The organism is Aquirufa sp. TARAVU-A1A, assembly GCF_054558675.1.
Window position 1 is genome coordinate 235,652 of record NZ_JBPXKP010000004.1, and the last position, 22,357, is coordinate 258,008.

The following is a 22,357-nucleotide window of genomic DNA, read 5'->3' on the forward strand; positions in this document are numbered from 1 at the left end:
AGATTAGTAAATTTGTACAAATTATCGATATGCCCGAATTTAAATCCTTTGTACTTGATCCAGCCGTTGCGAATTCTCCAGAATTGCTACATGAATTTCTGACAGCAGAATTAGGTGCAAAGCTATTAAATTCATGTCAGTATCGCATCGAAAAAAAATCGATCGACGCGCGAAGTAGACAAATCAAAGCTAATTTAAAAATTGGCTTTTATCCGACAGAACATGATTTTCATGTTGACCTAACGGAGCGTATACGCTTACCTAAACTTGCATCGAAGGCTAAACATGCCATTATAATTGGTAGTGGGCCAGCTGGATTGTTTGCTGCTCTCAAGTTAATCCGAGAGGGAATTAAACCGATTGTTTTGGAACGAGGTAATAATGTGCGTGACCGAAGAAGGGATTTAGCAGCCATTAACCGGCACAATATTGTCAATCCCAATAGCAATTATTGTTTTGGCGAAGGAGGAGCGGGTACTTATTCTGATGGTAAATTATACACACGAAGCACAAAAAGAGGTGATATTGATTCCGTGTTAGAAACCTTTGTTGCTTTTGGAGCGAATGCTAATATCTTATTTGAGGCGCATCCGCATATAGGGACGAATAAACTACCCGGAATAATTGAGGGTATACGCCAAGCCATTATTGAAGCTGGTGGAGAAGTCCATTTCAATGCACTAGTAACGGATTTTATAATCGAAAACAAGCAAATTCAAGGAGTAGTCCTACACAATGGGGAAAGCTATTTAGCCAAGCATATTCTACTAGCTACGGGACATTCTGCACGCGACATATTTGAATTATTACAAGCAAAAAATATTGACATTGAAGCTAAACCCTTTGCCATAGGTGTGCGTATAGAACATACTCAAAAGATGATTGATTCTTGTCAATATAAAATGCCTCAAAGGCCTGATTACCTGCCTCCAGCTTCTTTCAGTTTAGTTACACAAACAAAATATAAAGGGATTCAGCGCGGAGTTTTCTCCTTTTGCATGTGCCCAGGTGGATTTATTGTTCCATCAGCCACCGAACAAAACCAAGTTGTCGTCAATGGAATGTCTCCATCACGTCGAGATTCTAAATATGCAAACTCCGGTATCGTGGTTAGTATATTACCGGAAGATTTAGCTCAATACAAAGAATATGGAGCGCTTGCGGGAATGCATTTACAAGAGCAATTGGAACAAAAAGCGCATGAATTAGCCGGAGGGACCCAACAAGCCATTTCGCAACTAACAGGCGATTTCATCAAACGTAGAGCTAGCCATACACATCACGATACTTCCTATGTACCAGGTTTGCAACCAGGTGAAATGCGAGATTTCTTACCTGATTTCATTGCAGAACCTTTGGCATTAGGGCTTCAAGATTTTGACCGAAAGATTCGAAATTTCAGTAGTAATGTAGGGCAATTGATAGGACTAGAAAGTCGGACATCATCTCCCGTTAAAATTCCTAGAGATCGGGACACGCTCGAGCATCCTAACATCAAGGGCTTATATCCTTGTGGAGAAGGTGCGGGATATGCAGGAGGGATTATGTCAGCAGCCCTAGATGGAATAAGATGTGCCGAAGCAATTGTTTCAGCTATGTAATATGAAGAATCCATTTGAGCGATTATTTGAACTGCAATCGAGTATAAAACAAAATAATCATTTGTTGAATACAGCTCGACATGCGGCGGTGGTTGCTATTGTAAACGTTGTACCAGAACAAGACGCTAAAATCATATTAATCAAGCGGAATACATATAATGGTCATCACAGTGCTCAAATGGCATTTCCAGGTGGCAAAGTTGACGAAGCAGATCAAAGTCTCCGACAAACTGCTATCCGTGAAGTAGAGGAGGAGATTGGAATCCAATTAGCAGAAGAGGATTTAATCGAACTAGAACCTCATTGGGTACATGTCTCAAATTTTTTGATACAACCTTATTACGTATTGATTAATAAAAACCTAGAGTACAGCGTAAATAAAAGAGAAATAAATCGTATTTTTGAAATACCTGTAGCTTTCTTAAAACAAGCAGATTCTTTGGACTACCATGAGCTTGAATTCATGGAAGAAAAAATAATAGCTCCACGCTATTATTATGAATCTGAAGAAATATGGGGCGCAACAGCAGTTATGTTGTACCAATTAATTCAACTTTTAGATTAATAAATACCAATGAGTGAAACGACAGAAGGGGCATTACAGAATCAAATTGCCGTAGCCGGCATGTATGAAAATTGGTTCCTTGAGTATGCTTCATACGTTATTTTAGAGCGTGCCGTACCTGCCGTAGAAGATGGACTTAAACCCGTTCAGCGACGTATTTTACATGCGTTAAAAGAAATGGATGATGGTCGATTTAATAAAGTTGCCAACGTAATTGGTCAGACGATGCAATATCACCCACACGGGGATGCATCCATTAATGATGCCTTAGTTAATCTAGGTCAAAAAGATTTACTTTTTGATTGTCAAGGAAACTGGGGAGATAATCGTACAGGAGATAGTGCTGCTGCCGCCCGTTACATCGAGGTTCGATTATCGAAATTTGCCAATGATGTTGTTTTCAATAACCAAACGACTCGCTGGCAATTATCTTATGATGGCCGTAAAAAAGAGCCAATCACATTACCCATTAAATTTCCATTACTATTAGCACAGGGAGTTGAGGGTATTGCAGTAGGTTTAGCCACAAAAATTATGCCTCACAATTTCTGTGAGATTATTCAAGCGTCCATTGATTTATTAAATAACAAGAAAGTTATTTTATATCCTGACTTCCAATTAGGTGGAATGATTGATGTATCAAACTATAACGACGGATTACGAGGCGGAAGAATTCGCGTTCGAGCAAAGATTGAAGAATTCGACAAGAAAACCCTGTTAATCAAGGAGATACCTTTCGGAACTACAACAACTTCATTGATTGATTCGATCATCAAAGCGAATGATACAGGAAAAATTAAGATTAAAAAAGTTATTGATAACACGGCTAAGGATGTTGAAATTCAAATTCAATTAGCCCCTGGAATATCGCCCGACGTAACAATCGATGCCTTGTATGCATTTACCGATTGTGAGGTATCTATATCACCCAATGCCTGCGTTATTGTAGACGAAAAACCACAATTCATTGGAATTGCAGAGATATTACGTGTCAGTACAGATCAGACGGTAGATTTACTGAAACAAGAATTAGAAATTCGACGAAATGAATTAATGGAGCGTTTATTATTTAGCTCTTTAGAAAAGATATTCATTGAGAACCGAATTTATCGCGATATCGAAGAATGTGAAACCTTCGAATCTGTGATCGAGATGGTCGACAAAGGTTTAGAACCTTACAAGAAAGACTTTTATCGTGAAATCGTAGAAGAAGACATCTTGCGCTTATTAGAAATTCGAATTAAGCGTATCTCTAAGTTTGATAGCTTTAAGGCTGATGAAGCGATGAAGCGTTTGCAAGATGAATTAGCTGAGGTAGAAGATAATTTAGCTAACCTCATTCGCTATGCAATCGACTACTTCAAGCATTTGTTGCAAAAATATGGCAAGGGAAGAGAACGCAAAACGGAAATTAAGAGTTTCAATACCATTACGGCAACTGTTGTAGCACAAGCAAACCAAAAACTCTATGTAAATAGGGAAGATGGTTTCATCGGTTATGGCTTGAAGAAGGATGAGTTCGTGATGGATTGTTCCGACATCGATGATATTATCGTATTCCGTCAAAATGGTACTTGCGTCGTGACAAAAGTGCAGGAAAAAGTATTCGTAGGGAAAGACATTTTATACGTTAGCGTATTCAAAAAGAATGATGATCGCAAAGTATATAACGTAGTTTACTTTGATGGGAAGTCTGGCGTTTCGTACGTGAAGCGCTTTAAAGTAACATCCGTGACACGTGATCGCGAGTACCGTATCGTTAGTCAAGACAATAAATCAAAAATTACCTATTTTTCTGCCAATGAAAATGGGGAAGCTGAGGTAATTAGCATCAATTTAACAGCCAATTGTACGGCCAAGAACAAACAATTCGATTATGATTTTGCGAAACTTGCAATTAAAGGACGTGAATCCCTTGGGAATGTTTTGACAAAATATCCAGTCAGAAAGATTGTTCAGAAAAGTGCGGGTGTTTCTACTTTAGGAGGAGTTGATATTTGGTATGATCCGACCATTGGCCGACTAAATAGAGACCAACATGGAGACCATGTAGGGAATTTTGAGCCAAATGATAATATTTTGGCCATCTATAATTCAGGTAATTATGAGTTGACCAATTTTGAACTCACAAATCGTTATCCTGCAGAAGAAATAGCTTTATTGGCTAAATTCAATCCGAATGGCATTATTTCGGCCATTTATTTTGATGGGGCTAACAAAACCTATTTTATTAAGCGCTTCAAAATAGAGACCTCGACAATCGACAAGAAGTTCTTATTTATCTCGGACCACAAGGCCTCAAAATTAGTTGCTTCAAGCATTAATTACTCACCTAATGTTCAAATCAAGCATAAACCAGATGGTAAAACTTCTGAAATAGAATTAATTCCGATTGATGAATTGGTTGATGTAAGAGGTTGGAAGGCGATTGGAAGTAAATTAAACTACCCCAAGTTAACAGATGCTCAGTTTATTGATACGGAAGCTGTTATGCCTGAATCAGAGGAAATTGAAAAATCTGCTGCGATTGAAGTAGAAGAGGACGAGACAGCTGATAAAGAAACCTTGCCAACAGAAGAAGTTGAATCCATCCCAGTTGTAGAAGTACAGCCAGCAGTCGTAAAAGAAGAAACGGAAACTATTGTAGTAGGTCAAACCATTACATTGGAGGAAGAACCAACAGCATCAAAAAGTGAAGATATTCCCTTAGAAATCAAGAATTACCCAACGGAGCAAATTCCAAAGGATTCTTCAAAAGGTGAGCAACTTGGCTTATTCTAGCATGAAAAACGAACTAAATAACCCTAAAGTATTGAATGCATGGGCATTTTATGATTGGGCGAATTCAGTTCATTCATTGACGATAACAAGTGCCATATTCCCGATTTATTATCCATTCGCTGCTGTCAGTGCATCAGGGAATAAGGAGATTGATTTTCTTGGAATGCATTTAAGTAATACGGTAATATTTTCCTATACGGTTTCTTGTGCGTTTTTATTATTAGCAGTCCTCATGCCCTTGCTTTCGGGCATAGCCGATTACAAAGGAAACAAGAAATCGTTTATGCGGTTCTTTTGTTATCTGGGCTCTTTTAGTTGCATGAGTCTCTTCTTTTTTGAAAAAGGAAATTATTACATCGGCACATTCGGTTTTCTTTTTTCTATTATTGGATGGGGGGGAAGCATGGTGTTTTACAACTCTTTTTTACCCGAAATTGCTAGTCCTGATCGATTTGACCAATTAAGTGCCAAAGGGTTTACGATGGGCTATGTGGGAAGTGTCATTCTACTCATACAAAACTTATCCATGGTCATGATGCCTCAATGGTATGGCAATCTTGCTGGTGATTTGGCGTCCAGAATATCTTTTTTAAGTGTAGGGCTATGGTGGTTATTATTCGCCCAAATACCATTTCATTATCTTCCCGATGGGAATAAACGTACGCATCAAGGTGAAAACATTTGGTTGGGCGGATGGAAAGAATTAAAAAAAGTATACAAAGAGGTTAAGAATATTGGCGCACTAAAACGATTCTTGGCTAGTTTTTTTCTTTTCAATATGGGAGCTCAAACTGTCATGTATTTAGGCGCTTTGTTTGGAAGTGAAGAATTGCATTTGCCTACGGATGCATTGATAATAACCATTTTATTAATTCAATTAGTCGCAATTCCTGGCGCATATTTTTGTGCTAAGCTGTCTCAAAAGTTTGGTAACATTCAAGCATTACTCGCCATTGTTATCGTCTGGGTTGCCATTTGTGGATTTGCCTATACAGTAAATGATCAGTTTAATTTTTACTTATTGGCCACAGGCATAGGCTTTGTGATGGGAGGAATTCAATCAAATAGTCGGGCGACATTCGCCAAAATGTGCCCACCCAATGAACAAGACACAAGTTCATATTTTAGCTTTTATGATGCTTGTGATCGTTTATCTACGGTATTAGGAACCTTTATTTTTGGTTTAATTATCCAATTGACAGGCAACATGCGCTTAGGAATCCTAATTTTAGGACTCGTATTTATCGCAAGTATCTATTTTCTTCTGAAAATAAGAAAAACCCAACAGCTCCAAGCTATATTGGGATAATTGCTCGGTCGGCAATTGTCTGCCATGGCAAAGGTATATGTGCCAAAATCTCTAATTTCAAAGCATTTATAATAGCTTTTCGCGAATAGGACTTCGCATGAACAAGTGAAACTTCACGAATGGGCGTAGGCTTGGGCAATGGGTGAACCTTCTCTTTTGATTTGTTATCTAAATAATCGACGAACATTTGTGGAATAATGGTTTGTCCAAATCCTAGATCTGCCATTCGAACAATTGTTTCCAGACTACCCGTTTGATAGGTAAGTGAATTCGATATACGCGCACCAGCGTTTAAATTACAAATTGAATTAATCTGATTACTCAAGCAGTGTCCCTCTTCCAATAACCACAATTTGGATGGATCCAGCGTTGAACTTAATTTCGATCCATCATCCTCCCAAACATTAGAATACAAGAATAATTCCTCGTAATAAAGGGGAATCTCGATCAAATTAGCATTTAAAGGAGTAACTAAAATCCCTATATCAATTCTTCCTTCAGCAATCTCATGCTTAATATTTTCAGTAGTAGTTTCCGAAACGCTAATCGTCAAGGTTGGATATTTCAATTGAAAATCAGCTAGAAATCGTGGCATTAAATAGGGGGCGATTGTCGGGATGACACCAATAGCTAGATTACCACTAACTTGTGTAGACCAACCTTTTGTAAGGGAAAGAATGGATTTACTTTCCGAAAGAATAATTCGAGCTTTAGCTAAAATCTCTCTAGCTTCGGGTGTCGGTTCAAGAGGCTTCGCTTTTCGATTAAACAAAGTCATGTTCAATTCATCTTCCAATTTTTGTACTTGCATACTCAAACTAGGTTGAGAAACGCAACAATAATCAGCAGCTTTAGAAAAACTTTGCAGGTCTGCTAAAGCGACAATGTACTCTAGTTGGGTTATAGTCATGTTATAATCAAAATCTATACAAATATAAAAAATATAGATTTGATTGATAGTATTTAACCTGCCATATTTGCAACATCATTTTAAACGAACAAACAAAACACTTATACAAATGGCAAATTACATGTTAGGTTTAGGAAGCCAATTTCCTACATTTTCAAAAACTGCAGTTGTTTCTTTAGAGCAAGGAAAAGAATTCGCAACGATTACTTCAGAAGATCACAAGAAAGATGGAAAGTGGTTAGTAATGTTCTGGTGGCCAAAAGATTTTACATTCGTTTGCCCTACGGAAATTGCAGAATTCAACCGTCGTGCTGGTGATTTCGCTGACCGTGACGCTTCTTTAATTGGAGCTTCTACAGATTCAGAATTCGTACACGCAGCATGGAGAAGAGATCACGATGATTTACGTGGTTTGAAATTCCCAATGTTAGCAGATACTTCTAAAAGCTTAGCAGAAGAATTAGGAATTTTAACAGAAGGAGAGAAGGTAGCATACCGTGTTACTTACATCGCCGACCAAAACGGTATCATCCGTTGGGCTTCAGCCAATGATCTTTCAGTAGGTCGTAACGTAGACGAAGTATTGCGTGTATTAGATGCTTTACAAACAGATGAGCTTTGCCCTTGCAACTGGAAAGCAGGAGAAGCAACATTATAATTTTCTTTTAGCCCCAGGATTCCCTGGGGCTTTTAAAATCAACGAACATGAGTGAGACTAAAGATAATTTATTAGCAGAGATTAATATCCCTGCTACAGAATCCTTCGCCCTTTTAGATACTTTAGATGCGGCGGATCACCGTTACATCAAAGATTTAAAAATCAATGTTTCGAATGCTTTACGAGCACAAACATTGAACGAGAAAGAAGCTGTTCTATTAGCGTTAGCGGTTTCTGTAAATCAGAAACACGAAAGAACGATTACTTCGTTAACGGAATTAGCTCAAACGAAAGGTGCAACTGAAGCTGAAATCAACGAAATTCATGCCTTGGTTTCTTTGTTGAATGCTAACAATATTTTTTATCGTTTCAAGCACTTTGTAGACAAGGAATATTACAATACCGCACCTGCAGGAATTCGCATGTCTATCATGATGAATCCAGTATTAGGCAAAGAATTTTTCGAACTTGCTAGTTTAACCGTATCTGCGATCAATGGCTGTGAAATGTGTGTCACATCACATGAGCAATCGGTTAAGAACCATGGAGCCACAGAAGCTCGCATTTTAGATGCCATTCGATTAACGGCCATTATTAAGAGCTTAATCGTTTTACTTTAACATAAAAAAGGCTAATTCGATTTGAATTAGCCTTTTTTATTATTTTTTAATCTCCTTCACCATACGATTCAACGCGAATCGGAATGTGCTGAGTTCTTTAAAACTTTGCCAACAAACCTTCAGAAGTTTCATGTGACGAATGGAAACTTCCCCTGTTTCACGCTCTTTATGCAATACAGGAATATCAAATAAGGTTTGACCAGATTTTTTAGCCAATACGGAAAGGAAAATATTGGGAGCAAAAGGAACTTGCTTAGGTAATGCCGCAATTAATTTCTTTAAAAAGCTTGTACGAATTAAACGGAATGGAATATTCGCATCATGAATATAAGTACCGTAAATGAATAACAAAGAGAATTTCAAAATACGCGTAATCAATAAACGGAATGGATCATCGTGACGAACTTCACGGAAGCCTAAAACAAAATCAGATTCATTTCTTTTCTCCCAAAATTTATGAAAATCACGTGGATCAAACTGATCATCAGAATCTGTTTGAAATACGAATGCTGGATTCATATCCACTGCCATTTGGTAGCCATTATAAATAGCATTACCATGACCACCGTTCAACTGATGCTTCGCTATTAGATTAGGGTATGAACCCGTTAATTCATCCAATATAGCACCTGTATTATCGCGTGAACCATCGTTAATAATTAATAATTTGAACCGATCTGGTGCAATGGTTTTTGAGATCCCCTCAATCCAATTGGGCACTACGTCACGTATACAAGCTTCCTCATTATATGCAGGAATCACAACGACTAAATCTAACTCATTTTGCATTATATACGATTTTTATATTTGTTGATAGGTTTTTCTATCAGGAACCAGGATAAACTTGACAAGCCAATCACCAGAACCGCACTGATGAAAAATTTATAAAGTGTAAAATTAACTAATTCTAAATGAAAATCAGGTAGATGAGAATTTAAATAATACCAAATCGTATTTCCTTTATCATGGTAATAATTCATGACCAAATTATGATAAAGATAAATTCCATATGAGATTTGACCCAAATAGGAAACCCATTTTACCTGCAAAAATGACCTCAAAAACCAAGGTTCTTTTCGGATGGATAAAGCAATTAAAAAGAAGGCCAACAATGCTCCAGCAAAGCGCTCAAATACTATGGAATAAATATTCGCATGAGACAAAGGAGAAAACTTAGCTAAATTCAAAATGATTATATAGGTTAGAACACTAACGAATAATCCCACTTGTAAGTACTTAAACGAATGAAAATAACTCGACTTATAATGAAAAAGATATGCCAATACTCCTCCTAAGCCAAAGCAATCCAATGCAGCAAATGGATTAACATACCACCACATCCAATTTTGCTCTTGAATCGCTGGATTCGCTAATGCATAAAAACCTAATCGCGTTCCCAGTCCTATCAAAAGCATCAAAATAAACAATAGCGAATACCTGCGCGGAGCTAGTAATAAGATAAAATAGGGAAAAATGAGGTAATACTGCTCTTCCACGGCTAATGACCAAAGATGATCCCAAATACCTAGCCATGTTCCCTTAGACATAATGTAAAAATTAGGCAAATAAAATACAAGGTAGGGCCACAAGTTGCGGAAATTAGACAAAGAAAACAGCGCGCCAATCAGTAATAATAGAAAGTAGATAGGGAAAATACGCAAAGACCTCCGATACATGAATCGGACAATTTTCACGAAAACAGAAGAATGATTTAAACGGCAGTCATCAGCATTCTGAAACAATATTCGTGTGATTAAAAAACCACTCAAGACAAAGAAAATAACAACTCCTAAATGACCCAAAAAGGAAAACGGATTAATTGGAATTAGCCAATGATCAAATAACACCAACAACACCGCGATGAAGCGAATGCCATTCAATTGTTCAAAATAGACTGATTTATGCTCCGTCATTGTACTACATAAAAACTAAATTCAACACGCCGGTTTAATCGACGCTTCTCTTCTAAAGTGCTTGTATTCAAAGGTTTTGTGCCACCCCATCCTTTTGTATCGATTCGATTCGCGGAGATTCCATGGGAAGTTAAATAAGTTTTGACTTGGTTGGCTCGTTCCAATGAAAGCTTTAAATTTTCATCCCAATCCCCTTGATTATCCGTATGTCCTTCCACTAAAACATGTAATCCTTCATTATCCTGCAAAATCATAACTATTTCATCTAAAGCAGGGAAGGATTCTTTCGATATTTCAGACTTACTTTGAATAAATGCCAGGTTAGGTACCTTATATTGCTTATTCATTTCAATAGGTACTAAACCAAGTAATTGAACAGATTCCGTGTATTTATTTTGATCTCTAAAATCAAAATTCTCCCGACGAGGAACAAATCCTTTCGCCTTTATTTCCATAAAGAATGGCTTTTTAGTTGGCCACATGAAACTGAAATCTCCTAAATAAGGATCATAATCAATTTGCATGGTATCAGCTGAAACCCTAGACTTTACGAGTATTTTGGCTGGAATAGCTAATTTACTTAACTGATTAATCACTTGACCTGAGACCTGTACGAGTGTTTGGGGTTTTACTTTTTCAGGAATTTTAATCCGATAAATATCCTCGGCACCCATGGAATTTTCAACTGAACTAAAATAAGCATAATCCCCTTGCGCTGAAACAGTAAAATATCCATCCCATTGATTCGTATTGACTACAGGACCCACATTTTCTGGAACAGACCAATTTAGCCAAGTATCATCTAATCTACGCGTAAGAAATATATCATTGTTACCATATCCCACGTGTCCACTGGATGAAAAATACATGGTTTGACCGTCTGGCGCAATAAAAGGTGTACTTTCAGATTCTCCTGTATTAACTGTCGATCCAATATTTTTAGGTTCAGTCCACGTATCGTCAGATTTTAGAAATGAAACATAAATATCCTTACCACCATAAGAATCTTTCATTTCAGTCGTCATTAATAGTATTTTACCATTGGGAGCTAAGGTATATTCTGAATATTCTGACTTGTTTTTAAAATTCTGAATTCGAATGGGTTTAGGAAAACTCCACTCGCCGATACGCAATAAAAAGGAAAGTGAAACTCCTTTTTCCATTTGTCCATCCTTCCCATAGACATTATTCAATAACATCGTTTTGCCATTGGGAGAAATTCCACAAACGGCATTATTTTCATCGTTGTTGATTGGGGCAGGGAAGAGGGTCGCTTTTTCCCATTGTTTCTTATCATTTAAGTTAGAAACCCAGATGTCTTGATTTTTATTTGGTCCTAAATTATCGGGATGCTTCCAACGTGTAAAATAGAGCTTTTTACCGTCAGGACTAACCACAGGGCAAATTTCATTGAATTTAGAATTAATAGCCGTACCCAAATTTTCTTTGACTAAATAGGCATTGGGATCTACTTCCAATTTAATCCGATCTTCAATAGGTGAATCACCATCCGAAATGGCCACGGCATCTAATTGCGAATAACCTTGCACACGTAAAGAATTCAACGATATTTTAATCGACTTCACTTTAAATGATGTTGGACTAGACAAACGAATCCTTGTTATCTGTCCATTCGCTTGAGCATAACCCGCGGAAAATTCTTTCAGCAAAAACAGTTTATTGTTTTCATCCAACGCATCAACGCGTGTAATCGAACCTGCTCCAAAATTTTCAAAAATCGCTACTTGTTTGACTACTTTAGCTGTATCAAAAGAAACAATAATAAACTCTCCTGAAGGATTGTCAGGTGTTAACGATTGCCAAGCACTCGGAGTCGCTGCAAATTTTGGATATTTACTCGGCCTACCTAAAATATGTAAAGCACGATATTCCTTACCTAATAAGGGATCTGTATATTCACTTGAAAAAGACATTACTTTGGAAGCCCATTGCACAGATTGCGCTGTTACTTGAAACAGCGTCAATAGCAATAAACCAACTAAAGTAAATTGACGCATAGGATTAGGCCAAAGAAACTAGGTCTTGAATCGTTGCTTTAGGATCAGCAGAAGCAAAGACAAAGCTACCTGCTACCAAAACATTGGCACCCGCATGAATCAACGCACCTGCATTGATTTGGTTAACACCACCATCAATTTCCAAATAAATTTCTTTACCTGTAGAATCAATGAGCGCTTTTAATTTGGTAGTTTTTTGAATCGCATTCGAAATAAACTTCTGGCCACCAAATCCCGGATTAACCGACATAATTAATGCCAAATCTAAATCACCAATCACATCTTCCAAAACTGAAACTGGAGTACCTGGATTAATGGCAACACCAGCTAGACAACCTTCCGACTTAATCTGTTGAATTGTACGATGCAAATGTGGACATGCTTCAGCGTGTACCGTAATCATATTTGCCCCACTGGCAGCAAACTGACCGATATAACGTTCCGGCTTTTCAATCATCAAATGACAATCCAAGAATTTCGTTGTATGCTTACGAATAGCCTCCAAAACAGGAAAACCAAAAGAAATATTAGGAACAAATACACCATCCATCACATCAATATGAATCCATGCCGCAGCAGAATCATTTAACATACTTGTTTCTTGAGCTAAGTTGGCAAAATCAGCTGCCAAAATTGAGGGTGCGATGATTAATTTTTCCATTCGACAAAGGTATAAAAATATTTGCTAAGGTTTATTTCTGATGAGATAAGGATTAACTTTGTAAGATAATTTATTGAACATGGATATTCAACAAAAGATGCAGGATTTGGTGGATCAAATCAGTCACTATAATCATGCATATTATCAATTAAATGAGAGTTTAATTACAGATGAAGCCTTCGACAAACTACTTGCCGAACTTCAGAGGCTTGAATTTGAAAATCCATTATTCGCGTTACCTAACAGTCCTACGCAACATGTGGGAGGAACAATCACAAAGACATTCCAATCCGTAACGCATCAGTTTCCCATGCTTTCGCTCGGAAATACGTATAATGAACAAGATTTAAAGGACTTTGACGAGCGCATACAAAAAGTATTAGCAGATGAAAAATACGAATATGTGTGTGAGTTAAAGTTTGATGGGGTAGCGCTATCTTTTTGGTATGAAAATGGCAAATTAATCAAAGGCGTAACCAGGGGAGACGGAACTCGTGGAGATGATATTACAAACAATGTGAAGACCATCCGCAGTATACCTCAACATATCACTTCAAACGATTTTCCAAAAACATTTGAAGTACGAGGAGAGGGATATATGCCGATCAGTTCGTTTGAAAAAATCAATGCAGAAAAAATAGCCAAAGGAGAAGCCCCCCTTGCCAATCCTCGAAATGCAGCATCTGGAACTTTCAAAATGCAAGATTCGAGCATTGTGGCCCAACGAAACATGGATTGTTTTGTGTATGCCTATTTAGGGAATGAAATTCCATTTCAAACGCATGAAGAAGGATTGCAGTTAATGGAAAAAAACGGATTTCCTGTTTCCAATACCTATCGAAAATGTGGAAACATAGACGAGGTTATCCAATACATTGAAGATTGGGAGGAAAAACGTCATGATTTACCCTTGAATACGGATGGTATTGTCATAAAAATCAATGATTTAGGCCAACAAGAACGTTTGGGATATACGGCAAAATCACCAAGGTGGGCAATCGCATACAAATATCCTTCTGAAATTGCGCATACAAAAATAGAGAGTGTATCCTACCAAGTAGGAAGGACAGGGAATGTGACTCCTGTAGCTAATTTACACCCTGTTTATTTAGCAGGCACTGTCATCAAGCGTGCATCCATTCACAATGCGAATGAAATGGAACGCTTAGATCTACACGAAAACGATACGGTTTTCATAGAAAAAGGAGGGGAGATTATCCCTAAAATCACAGGGGTAGATGCAAGCAAACGATTACCCAATGCGACCAAATTCGAATTCCCTACACTTTGCCCAGCTTGTAATCAAGCATTAATCCGCGAAGAAGGTGAAGCGAATCATTATTGCATAAATGACGCGCATTGCCCTCCTCAAATTAAAGGGAGAATCGAACATTTTATTCAGCGAAAAGCCTTGAATATTGAAAATTTAGGGACGGAAACCATCGATTTATTAGTTGAAAAAGGGATTATCCACAACGCTGCCGATCTATATGACTTGAACGAAGCAAGTTTCTTTGGATTAGAGGGTTTTCAACAAAAATCCATTTCCAACATCCTTACCTCCATCGAAAAATCGAAACAAGTACCTTTCCGACAAGTACTATTCGGAATAGGAATAAGACATGTGGGAGCAACCATTGCAGAAAAACTTGTATTTGCCTTTCCACGCATTGAATATTTGCAAAATGCGACTTATGAGGAACTAATTGCCGTACCTGAAATAGGGGATCGAATTGCCTTGAGTATTCGAGCTTTCTTTGAAGATGACGAGAATTTGCAGTTCATCGAAAAATTACGGACCTCAAACATTCAATTATCCGAGGAAATCCAAGAAATAGTCTTAGAAGGGCAGGCCTTAGTCGGAAAAAGTTTCGTAATTTCGGGAGTCTTTGAAAACTTCGAACGGGATGAGCTAAAGGCTAAAATTATAGCCAATGGTGGAAAGGTAGTTTCCAGTATCTCATCCAAACTCGATTATTTAGTGGCTGGCAACAACATGGGGCCTGCTAAATTGGAAAAGGCAAATCAATTAAATATCAAAATTCTAAGCGAAGAAGACTTTTTAGCACTTCTTTCATAATGTATGCAATCACAACCATTACCTAAATTTCATGGCGTTGCTCCAGCATTAGTAACTCCGATGTTGGTAGATCGTTCCATCGATTGGAAAGGATTAGAAAAACTTATTGCGCATGTCAGCCAAGGTGGAGTAGATTATCTTGTTGTTCAAGGAACCACTGGCGAATCTGCAACGACTACAGCAGATGAGAAGAAACAAATTGTTTCAACGATTCAAACGAGCAATTCTCGTAATCTGCCGATTGTTTATGGCTTGGGTGGAAACAATACCGAGAATCTTTTAAAGCAAATTAAAGAGACTGATTTTTCAGGCATCGATGCAATCTTGTCGGTTTGTCCCTATTACAATAAACCAAGTGCGCGTGGCGTCATTGCACATTATCAAGCTATTGCAGATGCTTGTCCAGTTCCTGTCATTATGTATAATATTCCTGGAAGAACTGGAATTAATATGTCGGCAGAAACCGTATTAACTTTAGCCGAGCATCAAAACATCATTGGTATTAAAGAAGCTTCATGCATCATTGAACAATGCATGGAAATCGCTTTTCATAAGCCGGAAGACTTCTTATTGATTTCGGGTGATGATGTACAAGCAGTGCCAATTATTTCGATTGGTGGAGTAGGTGTTATGTCTGTGATTGCAAATGCATTTCCGCGTCAATTCACCGATATGATTCATGCGGCTTTGGCAGGTGACTACAAAACAGCTCAAAAAGCATTGGCTGCTTTCTTAACCATTGATCCTTACTTATATGAAGAAGGCAATCCAGTAGGAGTTAAGAAAATCCTTGCGTTACATGGTATGATTCAAGGTCAGGTTCGTATGCCATTAGCAGAAGGATCTGATGCACTTGGCAACAAGTTAAAAGAAATTATTACTCAAGTTAAATTATCCAACTAATGTTCGTACACGTAGTAAACTTTTGGTTAAAAAAGGGATTATCCGAAGCAGATATCCAAAAATTCGAAGCAGGTGTTAGTTCACTTGCAGAAGTAGAAACAGTTGATGTATTCAGCGTAGGAAAACCTGCTAAAACAGATCGTCCTGTCATTGATCGTTCATACGATTATTGTTTATTAACCACTTTCGAAGAAGAAGCTGGACACGATGTTTACCAAACGCATCCTATTCACTTAAAATTCATTGATGATTGCAAAGAACTTTGGGATAAAGTATTGATTTATGATTCAGAAAGCATCTAAATACGCAGTAGGAGTCCTACTGATGAGTACAGCACTCAGTTGTTCTAAACATGTGCAACCGAGTACGTACTATAGCCCCAACTACAAAGATGGAGGAACGGAGCGTCATGATGGTTTGGGATTTGAAATTCCTGTTAAGTATGCGATTGATATCTTTTATTTCAATGAGCAGCCTAAACAAAGTTATGCCGTGATCGAACCTATTTCTTTTTCAGATGAAGTTCCATTATCGCTTGACCAAACACAAAATGGTAAAATGCTCAACAGAGGCATTCACCAAAACAAGAAAAAAGAAATCCTTGATAAAATGGTAGCCAAAGCTGAAGAGCTAGGTGCCTCAGCTTTAATGGATATCAAATATCAAGTTTACACAACAAAAGACGCAAATGGCTATACATTTAGTGGTACAGCGATTCGTTATGTGTTGAAATAAGATATAGCAAATCAAAATTTGACAAGAGCACTTGTCCTCGAGCATCCAAGAAATCCACTTGGATGCTTTTTAGTTTACGCGCTTTAAAAGTCAAGATGCGCTTATTGCCAATCGTATGACCCAGTAAAACCTCAGTTTTCCCATCTTGATCAACCAATTTAACTTCAAAACGCTTGACGCGCTGACCTAAAGCAATGGGTTCCTGCATTTGAATAGCGTTAACTAATCGAGAATCAGCTAAAGACCATGTAAGGCGAGGAGACGTATCCGAAACATTAGCCGCCCAAAAAGTACGGAGACTTACATCGCATAATTTGTCAGCCCCATAACCCTTCAAAGCACTAGAAACCTGAATGCCGTCCGCCTCTTTACGCAGACTTTTCAAGCCAGTATTCATTAGCGATTTTAAACCCATCAAAGCGGCTGAATCATTGGGATGAATTAATCCACGGGTATCAACTGGAATATTAATTAATAAATTGGCATTGCGACCAACGGAGGCCACGTAAATTCGCATAAGGGAATCTGGACTTTTAACTTGTTTATCTTGTTCAGGATGATAATACCAGCCTGGTCTAAGACTCACATCCACTTCAGGAGCAACCCAATGGCTTCCATTTTCTTGCCCTTGTCGGTAGTCGTCAAACTTAGGGTAACCCGGATAAATCTCATCCTTATTAATAGGGGACCACATCGTTTCGTAAGAATAACCGCGTTCATTCCCAACCCAACGAATATCGGGACCATTATCTGAAAACTGGACAGCATTTGGTTGGTATTTATTGACCATCGAATGAAACAATTTCCAATCATATACCTGCTTTTTCCCATTAGGGCCCTCACCATTCGCACCATCATACCAAAACTCAAAAATGGGACCATATTGAGTCAAGAGCTCTTTTTGCATATTGGCATATACCTGATTGTAATTATCTGTTCCATAGGCTGGATGAAAACGATCCCAAGGTGACAAATAAATCCCTAATTTTAACCCATAGCGTTTACATGCATTGGATAATTCGCGAACCACATCACCTTTCCCATTTTTCCATGGTGATTTCACAACGGAGTGGTCTGTATATTTTGACGGATAAAGTGCAAAACCATCATGATGCTTAGCAGTCAATATCAAACCTTTCATGCCTGCAGCCTTTGCAATGCGAACCCATTGATTACAATCCAATGCAGTTGGGTTGAATAATTTAGGATCTTCTTTTCCTTCGCCCCATTCTACATTCGTAAACGTGTTCATGTTAAAATGAACAAATCCATAATAGGACAATTCTTGCCAAGCCAACTGCTTTGCACTCGGGATAGGGTAGACGGGCTTAATTGTTTGACTAAATGAATATTGGAATCCACAAGCCAACAAAATCAGGATAAGTTTAATTCGCATGGTATAGGAGTGCATTTTCAAAAAGTTTAATGGATTGCGTTGGAATCGCACGGAATAATGGGTTAAATCCAAACCAAATATAATTTCCAGCACCTAAACCGTAATTAGCCATCCAAAGACTATTATTCACTTGTTTCATCACCTGATTACCTACAAATCCGTAAATCTGAGTGGAATTATTGGTTTTGACAATCGATTTCCATTGAGTATGTGGCTTTATCAATCGTTCAGCTTGATTCAAAATAATTATTTGGTCCTGATTGATACCAAAGGCCAAAGGATGTGATTTTTCAACTTGGCCTATCAATAAATTACCCGTCAATGTTTTAGAGATTTCATGTCTCTCTGAATCTTCATAAGGTGTTTGATTCACTAAACTATCCTTCAGATCTTTCTCTACAAGCGTAATTTCCTTATCAGAAATGAAACTAGTAGCCTTTTCAAAAAGGATAACTTGTCCACCTTTCTTTACATAATCATCCAATAAGGTTTGTTGGTTTTTTGCAAGTTCTGCCGACTTCCCATTAGGGAATATGATATGGCTATAATCATTTAAATTCGCACGAAATAGCTGTGCTAACGGAACAAAGCTAGGATTCAACAACATATTCTTCGTCAAATGATAGGCTAATTCTCCTTGTTGGTTTACATCAAAATTAGGATCGACCACAACAGCAATGCGTGAATTTTTCACTTGAACAAAATGCGTTGAGCCTAAATCTGCTCCCGATTCAGAACGATACGAGCGAATACCCTTCAACGAAATATGCGCCAAATTTGCTGCTTCAGCTAGCGATTCCCAATTACCTTTTTTCTTTAAGACCCAAAGGGAACCTGGTGCATAATCAGCCCCTTCAAAGCGAACTTGCTTATCATTAAATACGACTAAATAACCTTTGGAAATCAAGGTATTGACAAATTGAACTGATTTTGCATCTGATTGAAACACATAGGCGACATGCGCTTCATCGACCGTTTGATTCGATACTTTGCTTTCCTGGTAATCAACTCCAGTCAGCCGCTCCTTGATCCCATAAGCACGGATTCCGTGCAGTTGGAATAAATTCCACGCAGTAATATCATACGTCAAAGAATCTTCCAAAACAGGAGTAGGGTCCAATAAAGCCTGAACCATTGGTGCCGCAGATTGATATGCTGAAATGAGCAAATCACCTGCACTTGCTTTATAAACTTGATTTTTTTGATCTTGATAAGAGAAAGCATTAAACGAAGCATCCTTATCTAATTGGTTTACTTGAATGCGGTTGGATTTTAGTAAACGAATCAATTCTGCTGATTTACCTATTTCAGCTTGAGGTATTACATAAGATTTGTAAAGATTAGTTGGTGTATTTCGTGCATTCGCATGATTTTGATAGAAACTTGCCTTTACCTGTTCATTATTACTTAGCGACCATTCCACCAAATTGACAGCTAAAGCACGATGATGGCGCACACGATCAACAAAACGTATCGTATCCCCATTCGATTTTTGAGCCTGCAATCCCCCGCGAATACCACCTTGTTCCAAAGTCATTCCTAAAGCTCCATTTAATACGGGATAAGTATCGCCATAACCTGGATAAAATAAATCATAAATTTCTGAGGTAAAATAAGGCCATTTGTTTTGATCAAACAATTTAGCAAATGACTGACCTACAGATGATTGCAATACCAAAGTTGAATTAGAAATAAACTTCAAATAAGGTTTAGCTGCCGGTGGAAAATAGTAGGAATGCTGAAAGCTTTGTTCATGAAAATCGGCATGTAACATAGGCAACCAAGACTGAAAAAAGGTTAAACGTTGTTTCGTCTCTACTTGTGTCTGCCAAACCCAATCCCGGTTCAAATCAAAAGAAAAGTGATTATATCTACCCGATGTAGCACCTTCAAAATGCTCTTGGTCATTTGGATCTGCATTTCCGCCCGCTGTAAAATTCCGACGATTATATTGAGTTACATAAGCATCCCGACCATCCGGATTAATGCAAGGGTCCATTAAGACAACAAAATCTTTGGTTGAATTCATTAAAAGACCACCTTCTTTCACCAAATCATAAATCGCACCCAAGGCCGCTTCTGAACCTGCCGCTTCGTTTCCATGAACATTGAATGACAAATTAATGATAACAGGCAAATCATTGCTCGGCTGCTTTTTGCCCTCAATAACTTGTTGGTGAATAGATTTTACCTCATTTAAATTGGCCAATAAATGTGGATTTGTTAAAGTCAAAATACCCAATTCCCGGCCTTCGTTTGTTTTTCCGTACGATTGCCAACGTGCCATAGAAGGACGCTGTGAGGCCACATGTTTGCAATAATCAACTAATTGGTAATGGTAGGTAAATCGGGTTCCCAACGGATATCCTAAGAATTCGTCAGGACTTTTTAGTTGGGCCATACCCATGAAAGAAAAAAGACAAGCGAATACGGAAAGAAGAAATTTCATGAAATAGATTTAGTTTGTTAAGTGTTTTAAAATTAAGGAAAAAAGAAGGTAAATTGAAAGGACTTTTGACTTTACCTATTAAACTAATTCACATGGCATTACCATCATCAGATCAGAACTCCGTTCATGTTAAGGCTGACAGCAAAACCAATTATACCATTCCTTTAATACTTGTAACAAGTTTGTTTTTCCTTTGGGGCCTTGCGAATAGTTTAAATGGGACATTAGTCAAACAATTTCAAACGGCGCTGGATTTACAACGCTGGCAAGCCAATATCGTTGAAACAGCATTCTATTTGGGCTATTTTGTTATGGCTTTACCTGCGGGAATCGTGATGCGAAAATATGGCTATAAAATGGGAATACTACTTGGCTTAGTCTTGTATGCTGCGGGAGCCTTCCTTTTTTATCCTGCGGCTGATGTAAGATCATATTCATTTTTCCTGATTGCTTTATTTATGATTGCGAGTGGCATAGCCTTTTTGGAAACAGCTGCCAATTTATATGTAACCGTATTGGGTGATCCTGCAAAAGGAGATTTTCGCCTAAATTTTGCCCAATCTTTTAATGGAATGAGTATCATTTTAGGCCCCGTTATAGGAGGATTTTTTATTTTCTCTGATAAAGAATATAGTAAGGAAGTATTAGCAGCCATGCCAGTAGCTGAATCTGAAGCCATTCGTTCAGCCCATGCAGCATCCGTTCAAAGTCCTTATTTGATCATTGGTTGTGTCGTAACTTTTGTAGCTATTTTGTTTGCACTAACAAAAATGCCTGAGTTAAAATCCGCCAAAGAACAGACCTCAAATGTGCAAATTAAAGACCTTCTCAAGCATAAGCATTTAGTATTGGGAATCCTTGCCCAATTTTTAAATATTGGTGCTCAGGTTACTCTGTGGGGCAATTTTGTTGATTTGAAACTTGATTATGCGCCAGATACCAACCTATGGATTGTTGAAAAAATATATCATATTTCATCAGGGATGTCGGCTACCCAAATGGCCAGTTTTCATGCCTCATTCGCATTTATTCTATTTTTATTAGGTCGGTTCTTAGGTACATTCCTGATGGGACGATATAAGTCCAATCAAATATTAGGCTTATATGCCATAGGAGCCGTTATTTCATTAATTATCGCCATGTTGGGTGGTGGAATAACCGCAGTTGTGGCCATAATGTTGGTATATTTTTGTCAATCGATTATGTTCCCAACCATCTTTGCATTATCCTGCAAAAATTTAGGCGAAGGATCAAAATTGGCCTCTTCCTTAATCATTATGTCGATTGTAGGAGGAGCAATTATTCCTCCATTCACCGCTTCTTTGTTTAAAATCAATACCAATGTTGCTTTAACAATACCTTTGCTATGCTTCGCATACATTGTTTTTTATGCATACAAAGGTTCAAGTGTAAGATCCGATGAAGCATAAGTATATCTTAATTTTAGATTTAGTGGACGAAGAGGCTTCCATCCAGCAGTATGAAGCTTACCACGAGCAAATACCCGATGAAATAACCAAAAGCATCACAGATTCAGGTATCGAATCCATGGAAATTTATCGCTTTGGTAATCGTTTGGTCATGGAAATTATAGCGAATGAAACTTTTTCATTTGATACCAAATCGAAAGCAGATCATAACAATGAAGCGGTGCAAGCATGGGAAAGCCTAATGAATAATTACCAACAGCGCATACCAGGATCCCAACCTCATGAGAAATGGGTATTAACAAAACGGATTTTTAGCTTAATTAATTAA

Annotated in this window: 19 protein-coding genes; 12 read left to right on the forward strand and 7 right to left on the reverse strand. The window is 37.9% G+C overall.

Features of this window, described 5'->3' with window-relative positions; genetic code table 11:
- The first annotated feature begins 29 nt into the window (after positions 1-29).
- From V7S75_RS07350 to V7S75_RS07365, 4 genes are read left to right on the forward strand one after another with little or no spacing between them, the layout of a single operon-like run.
- A complete protein-coding gene (locus V7S75_RS07350) occupies positions 30-1,601 on the forward strand; it encodes an NAD(P)/FAD-dependent oxidoreductase (protein ID WP_459512685.1) in 1,572 nt (523 codons plus the stop codon).
- A 1-nt stretch (position 1,602) separates the two neighbouring features.
- On the forward strand, positions 1,603-2,166 hold the full coding sequence (locus V7S75_RS07355) for an NUDIX hydrolase (protein WP_459512687.1): 564 nt from the start codon (positions 1,603-1,605) through the stop codon (positions 2,164-2,166).
- Between the two features lie 9 nt (positions 2,167-2,175).
- Positions 2,176-4,947 (forward strand): DNA gyrase/topoisomerase IV subunit A, encoded by a 2,772-nt coding sequence (locus V7S75_RS07360; RefSeq protein ID WP_459512689.1) that lies wholly within the window; start codon positions 2,176-2,178, stop codon positions 4,945-4,947.
- 1 nt (position 4,948) lies between these two features.
- Positions 4,949-6,256, forward strand: a complete 1,308-nt coding sequence (locus V7S75_RS07365) for an MFS transporter (protein WP_459512690.1) — start codon at positions 4,949-4,951, stop codon at positions 6,254-6,256.
- Here V7S75_RS07365 and V7S75_RS07370 read toward each other — a convergent pair.
- Positions 6,243-7,166, reverse strand: coding sequence for a LysR family transcriptional regulator (locus V7S75_RS07370; protein ID WP_459512691.1), 924 nt, complete (start codon positions 7,164-7,166; stop codon positions 6,243-6,245). The two genes, V7S75_RS07365 and V7S75_RS07370, sit on opposite strands and share 14 nt — an antisense overlap.
- A gap of 109 nt (positions 7,167-7,275) precedes the next feature.
- Between V7S75_RS07370 and V7S75_RS07375 the strand changes: the two genes are divergently transcribed.
- A complete protein-coding gene (locus V7S75_RS07375) occupies positions 7,276-7,824 on the forward strand; it encodes a peroxiredoxin (RefSeq protein WP_459512693.1) in 549 nt (182 codons plus the stop codon).
- A gap of 47 nt (positions 7,825-7,871) precedes the next feature.
- On the forward strand, positions 7,872-8,444 hold the full coding sequence (locus V7S75_RS07380) for a carboxymuconolactone decarboxylase family protein (protein WP_459512695.1): 573 nt from the start codon (positions 7,872-7,874) through the stop codon (positions 8,442-8,444).
- A gap of 39 nt (positions 8,445-8,483) precedes the next feature.
- Here the strand turns inward: V7S75_RS07380 and V7S75_RS07385 are convergent, their stop codons facing one another.
- The 4 genes from V7S75_RS07385 to rpe are packed head-to-tail and all read right to left on the reverse strand — an operon-like array spanning position 8,484 to position 13,036.
- Positions 8,484-9,233: a glycosyltransferase family 2 protein gene (locus tag V7S75_RS07385; RefSeq protein WP_459512697.1), complete on the reverse strand. Its 750-nt coding sequence runs from the start codon at positions 9,231-9,233 to the stop codon at positions 8,484-8,486.
- On the reverse strand, positions 9,233-10,357 hold the full coding sequence (locus V7S75_RS07390; protein WP_459512699.1) for an acyltransferase family protein: 1,125 nt from the start codon (positions 10,355-10,357) through the stop codon (positions 9,233-9,235). The genes V7S75_RS07385 and V7S75_RS07390 overlap by 1 nt, the downstream gene beginning before the upstream one ends.
- A complete protein-coding gene (locus V7S75_RS07395; RefSeq protein WP_459512701.1) occupies positions 10,354-12,375 on the reverse strand; it encodes an OmpA family protein in 2,022 nt (673 codons plus the stop codon). The genes V7S75_RS07390 and V7S75_RS07395 overlap by 4 nt, the downstream gene beginning before the upstream one ends.
- 4 nt (positions 12,376-12,379) lie before the next feature.
- Positions 12,380-13,036: a ribulose-phosphate 3-epimerase gene (rpe, locus tag V7S75_RS07400; RefSeq protein ID WP_459512703.1), complete on the reverse strand. Its 657-nt coding sequence runs from the start codon at positions 13,034-13,036 to the stop codon at positions 12,380-12,382.
- 79 nt (positions 13,037-13,115) lie between these two features.
- On the opposite strand from rpe, the gene ligA reads away from it, so the two are divergent.
- From ligA to V7S75_RS07420, 4 genes are read left to right on the forward strand one after another with little or no spacing between them, the layout of a single operon-like run.
- The gene (gene ligA / locus V7S75_RS07405) at positions 13,116-15,116 is read left to right on the forward strand and encodes an NAD-dependent DNA ligase LigA (protein WP_459512704.1); all 2,001 of its coding nucleotides are present in this window, start codon (positions 13,116-13,118) and stop codon (positions 15,114-15,116) included.
- 3 nt (positions 15,117-15,119) lie between these two features.
- Entirely contained in the window at positions 15,120-16,019 is a 900-nt protein-coding gene (dapA, locus tag V7S75_RS07410; protein ID WP_459512706.1) for a 4-hydroxy-tetrahydrodipicolinate synthase, read from the forward strand.
- Entirely contained in the window at positions 16,019-16,321 is a 303-nt protein-coding gene (locus V7S75_RS07415) for a Dabb family protein (protein ID WP_459512708.1), read from the forward strand. Before dapA ends, V7S75_RS07415 begins: the two co-directional genes overlap by 1 nt.
- A complete protein-coding gene (locus V7S75_RS07420) occupies positions 16,302-16,754 on the forward strand; it encodes a hypothetical protein (protein ID WP_459512710.1) in 453 nt (150 codons plus the stop codon). The genes V7S75_RS07415 and V7S75_RS07420 overlap by 20 nt, the downstream gene beginning before the upstream one ends.
- Here the strand turns inward: V7S75_RS07420 and V7S75_RS07425 are convergent.
- Entirely contained in the window at positions 16,720-18,165 is a 1,446-nt protein-coding gene (locus tag V7S75_RS07425) for an alpha-L-fucosidase (protein ID WP_459512712.1), read from the reverse strand. The genes V7S75_RS07420 and V7S75_RS07425 overlap by 35 nt on opposite strands.
- Complete coding sequence (locus V7S75_RS07430; RefSeq protein ID WP_459512714.1) at positions 18,140-20,599, reverse strand: M14 family zinc carboxypeptidase; 2,460 nt, start codon at positions 20,597-20,599, stop codon at positions 18,140-18,142. Before V7S75_RS07430 ends, V7S75_RS07425 begins: the two co-directional genes overlap by 26 nt.
- A 92-nt stretch (positions 20,600-20,691) precedes the next feature.
- On the opposite strand from V7S75_RS07430, the gene fucP reads away from it, so the two are divergent.
- Positions 20,692-22,029, forward strand: a complete 1,338-nt coding sequence (gene fucP / locus V7S75_RS07435) for an L-fucose:H+ symporter permease (RefSeq protein ID WP_459512716.1) — start codon at positions 20,692-20,694, stop codon at positions 22,027-22,029.
- Positions 22,019-22,357, forward strand: coding sequence for an L-rhamnose mutarotase (locus V7S75_RS07440; RefSeq protein ID WP_459512718.1), 339 nt, complete (start codon positions 22,019-22,021; stop codon positions 22,355-22,357). The genes fucP and V7S75_RS07440 overlap by 11 nt, the downstream gene beginning before the upstream one ends.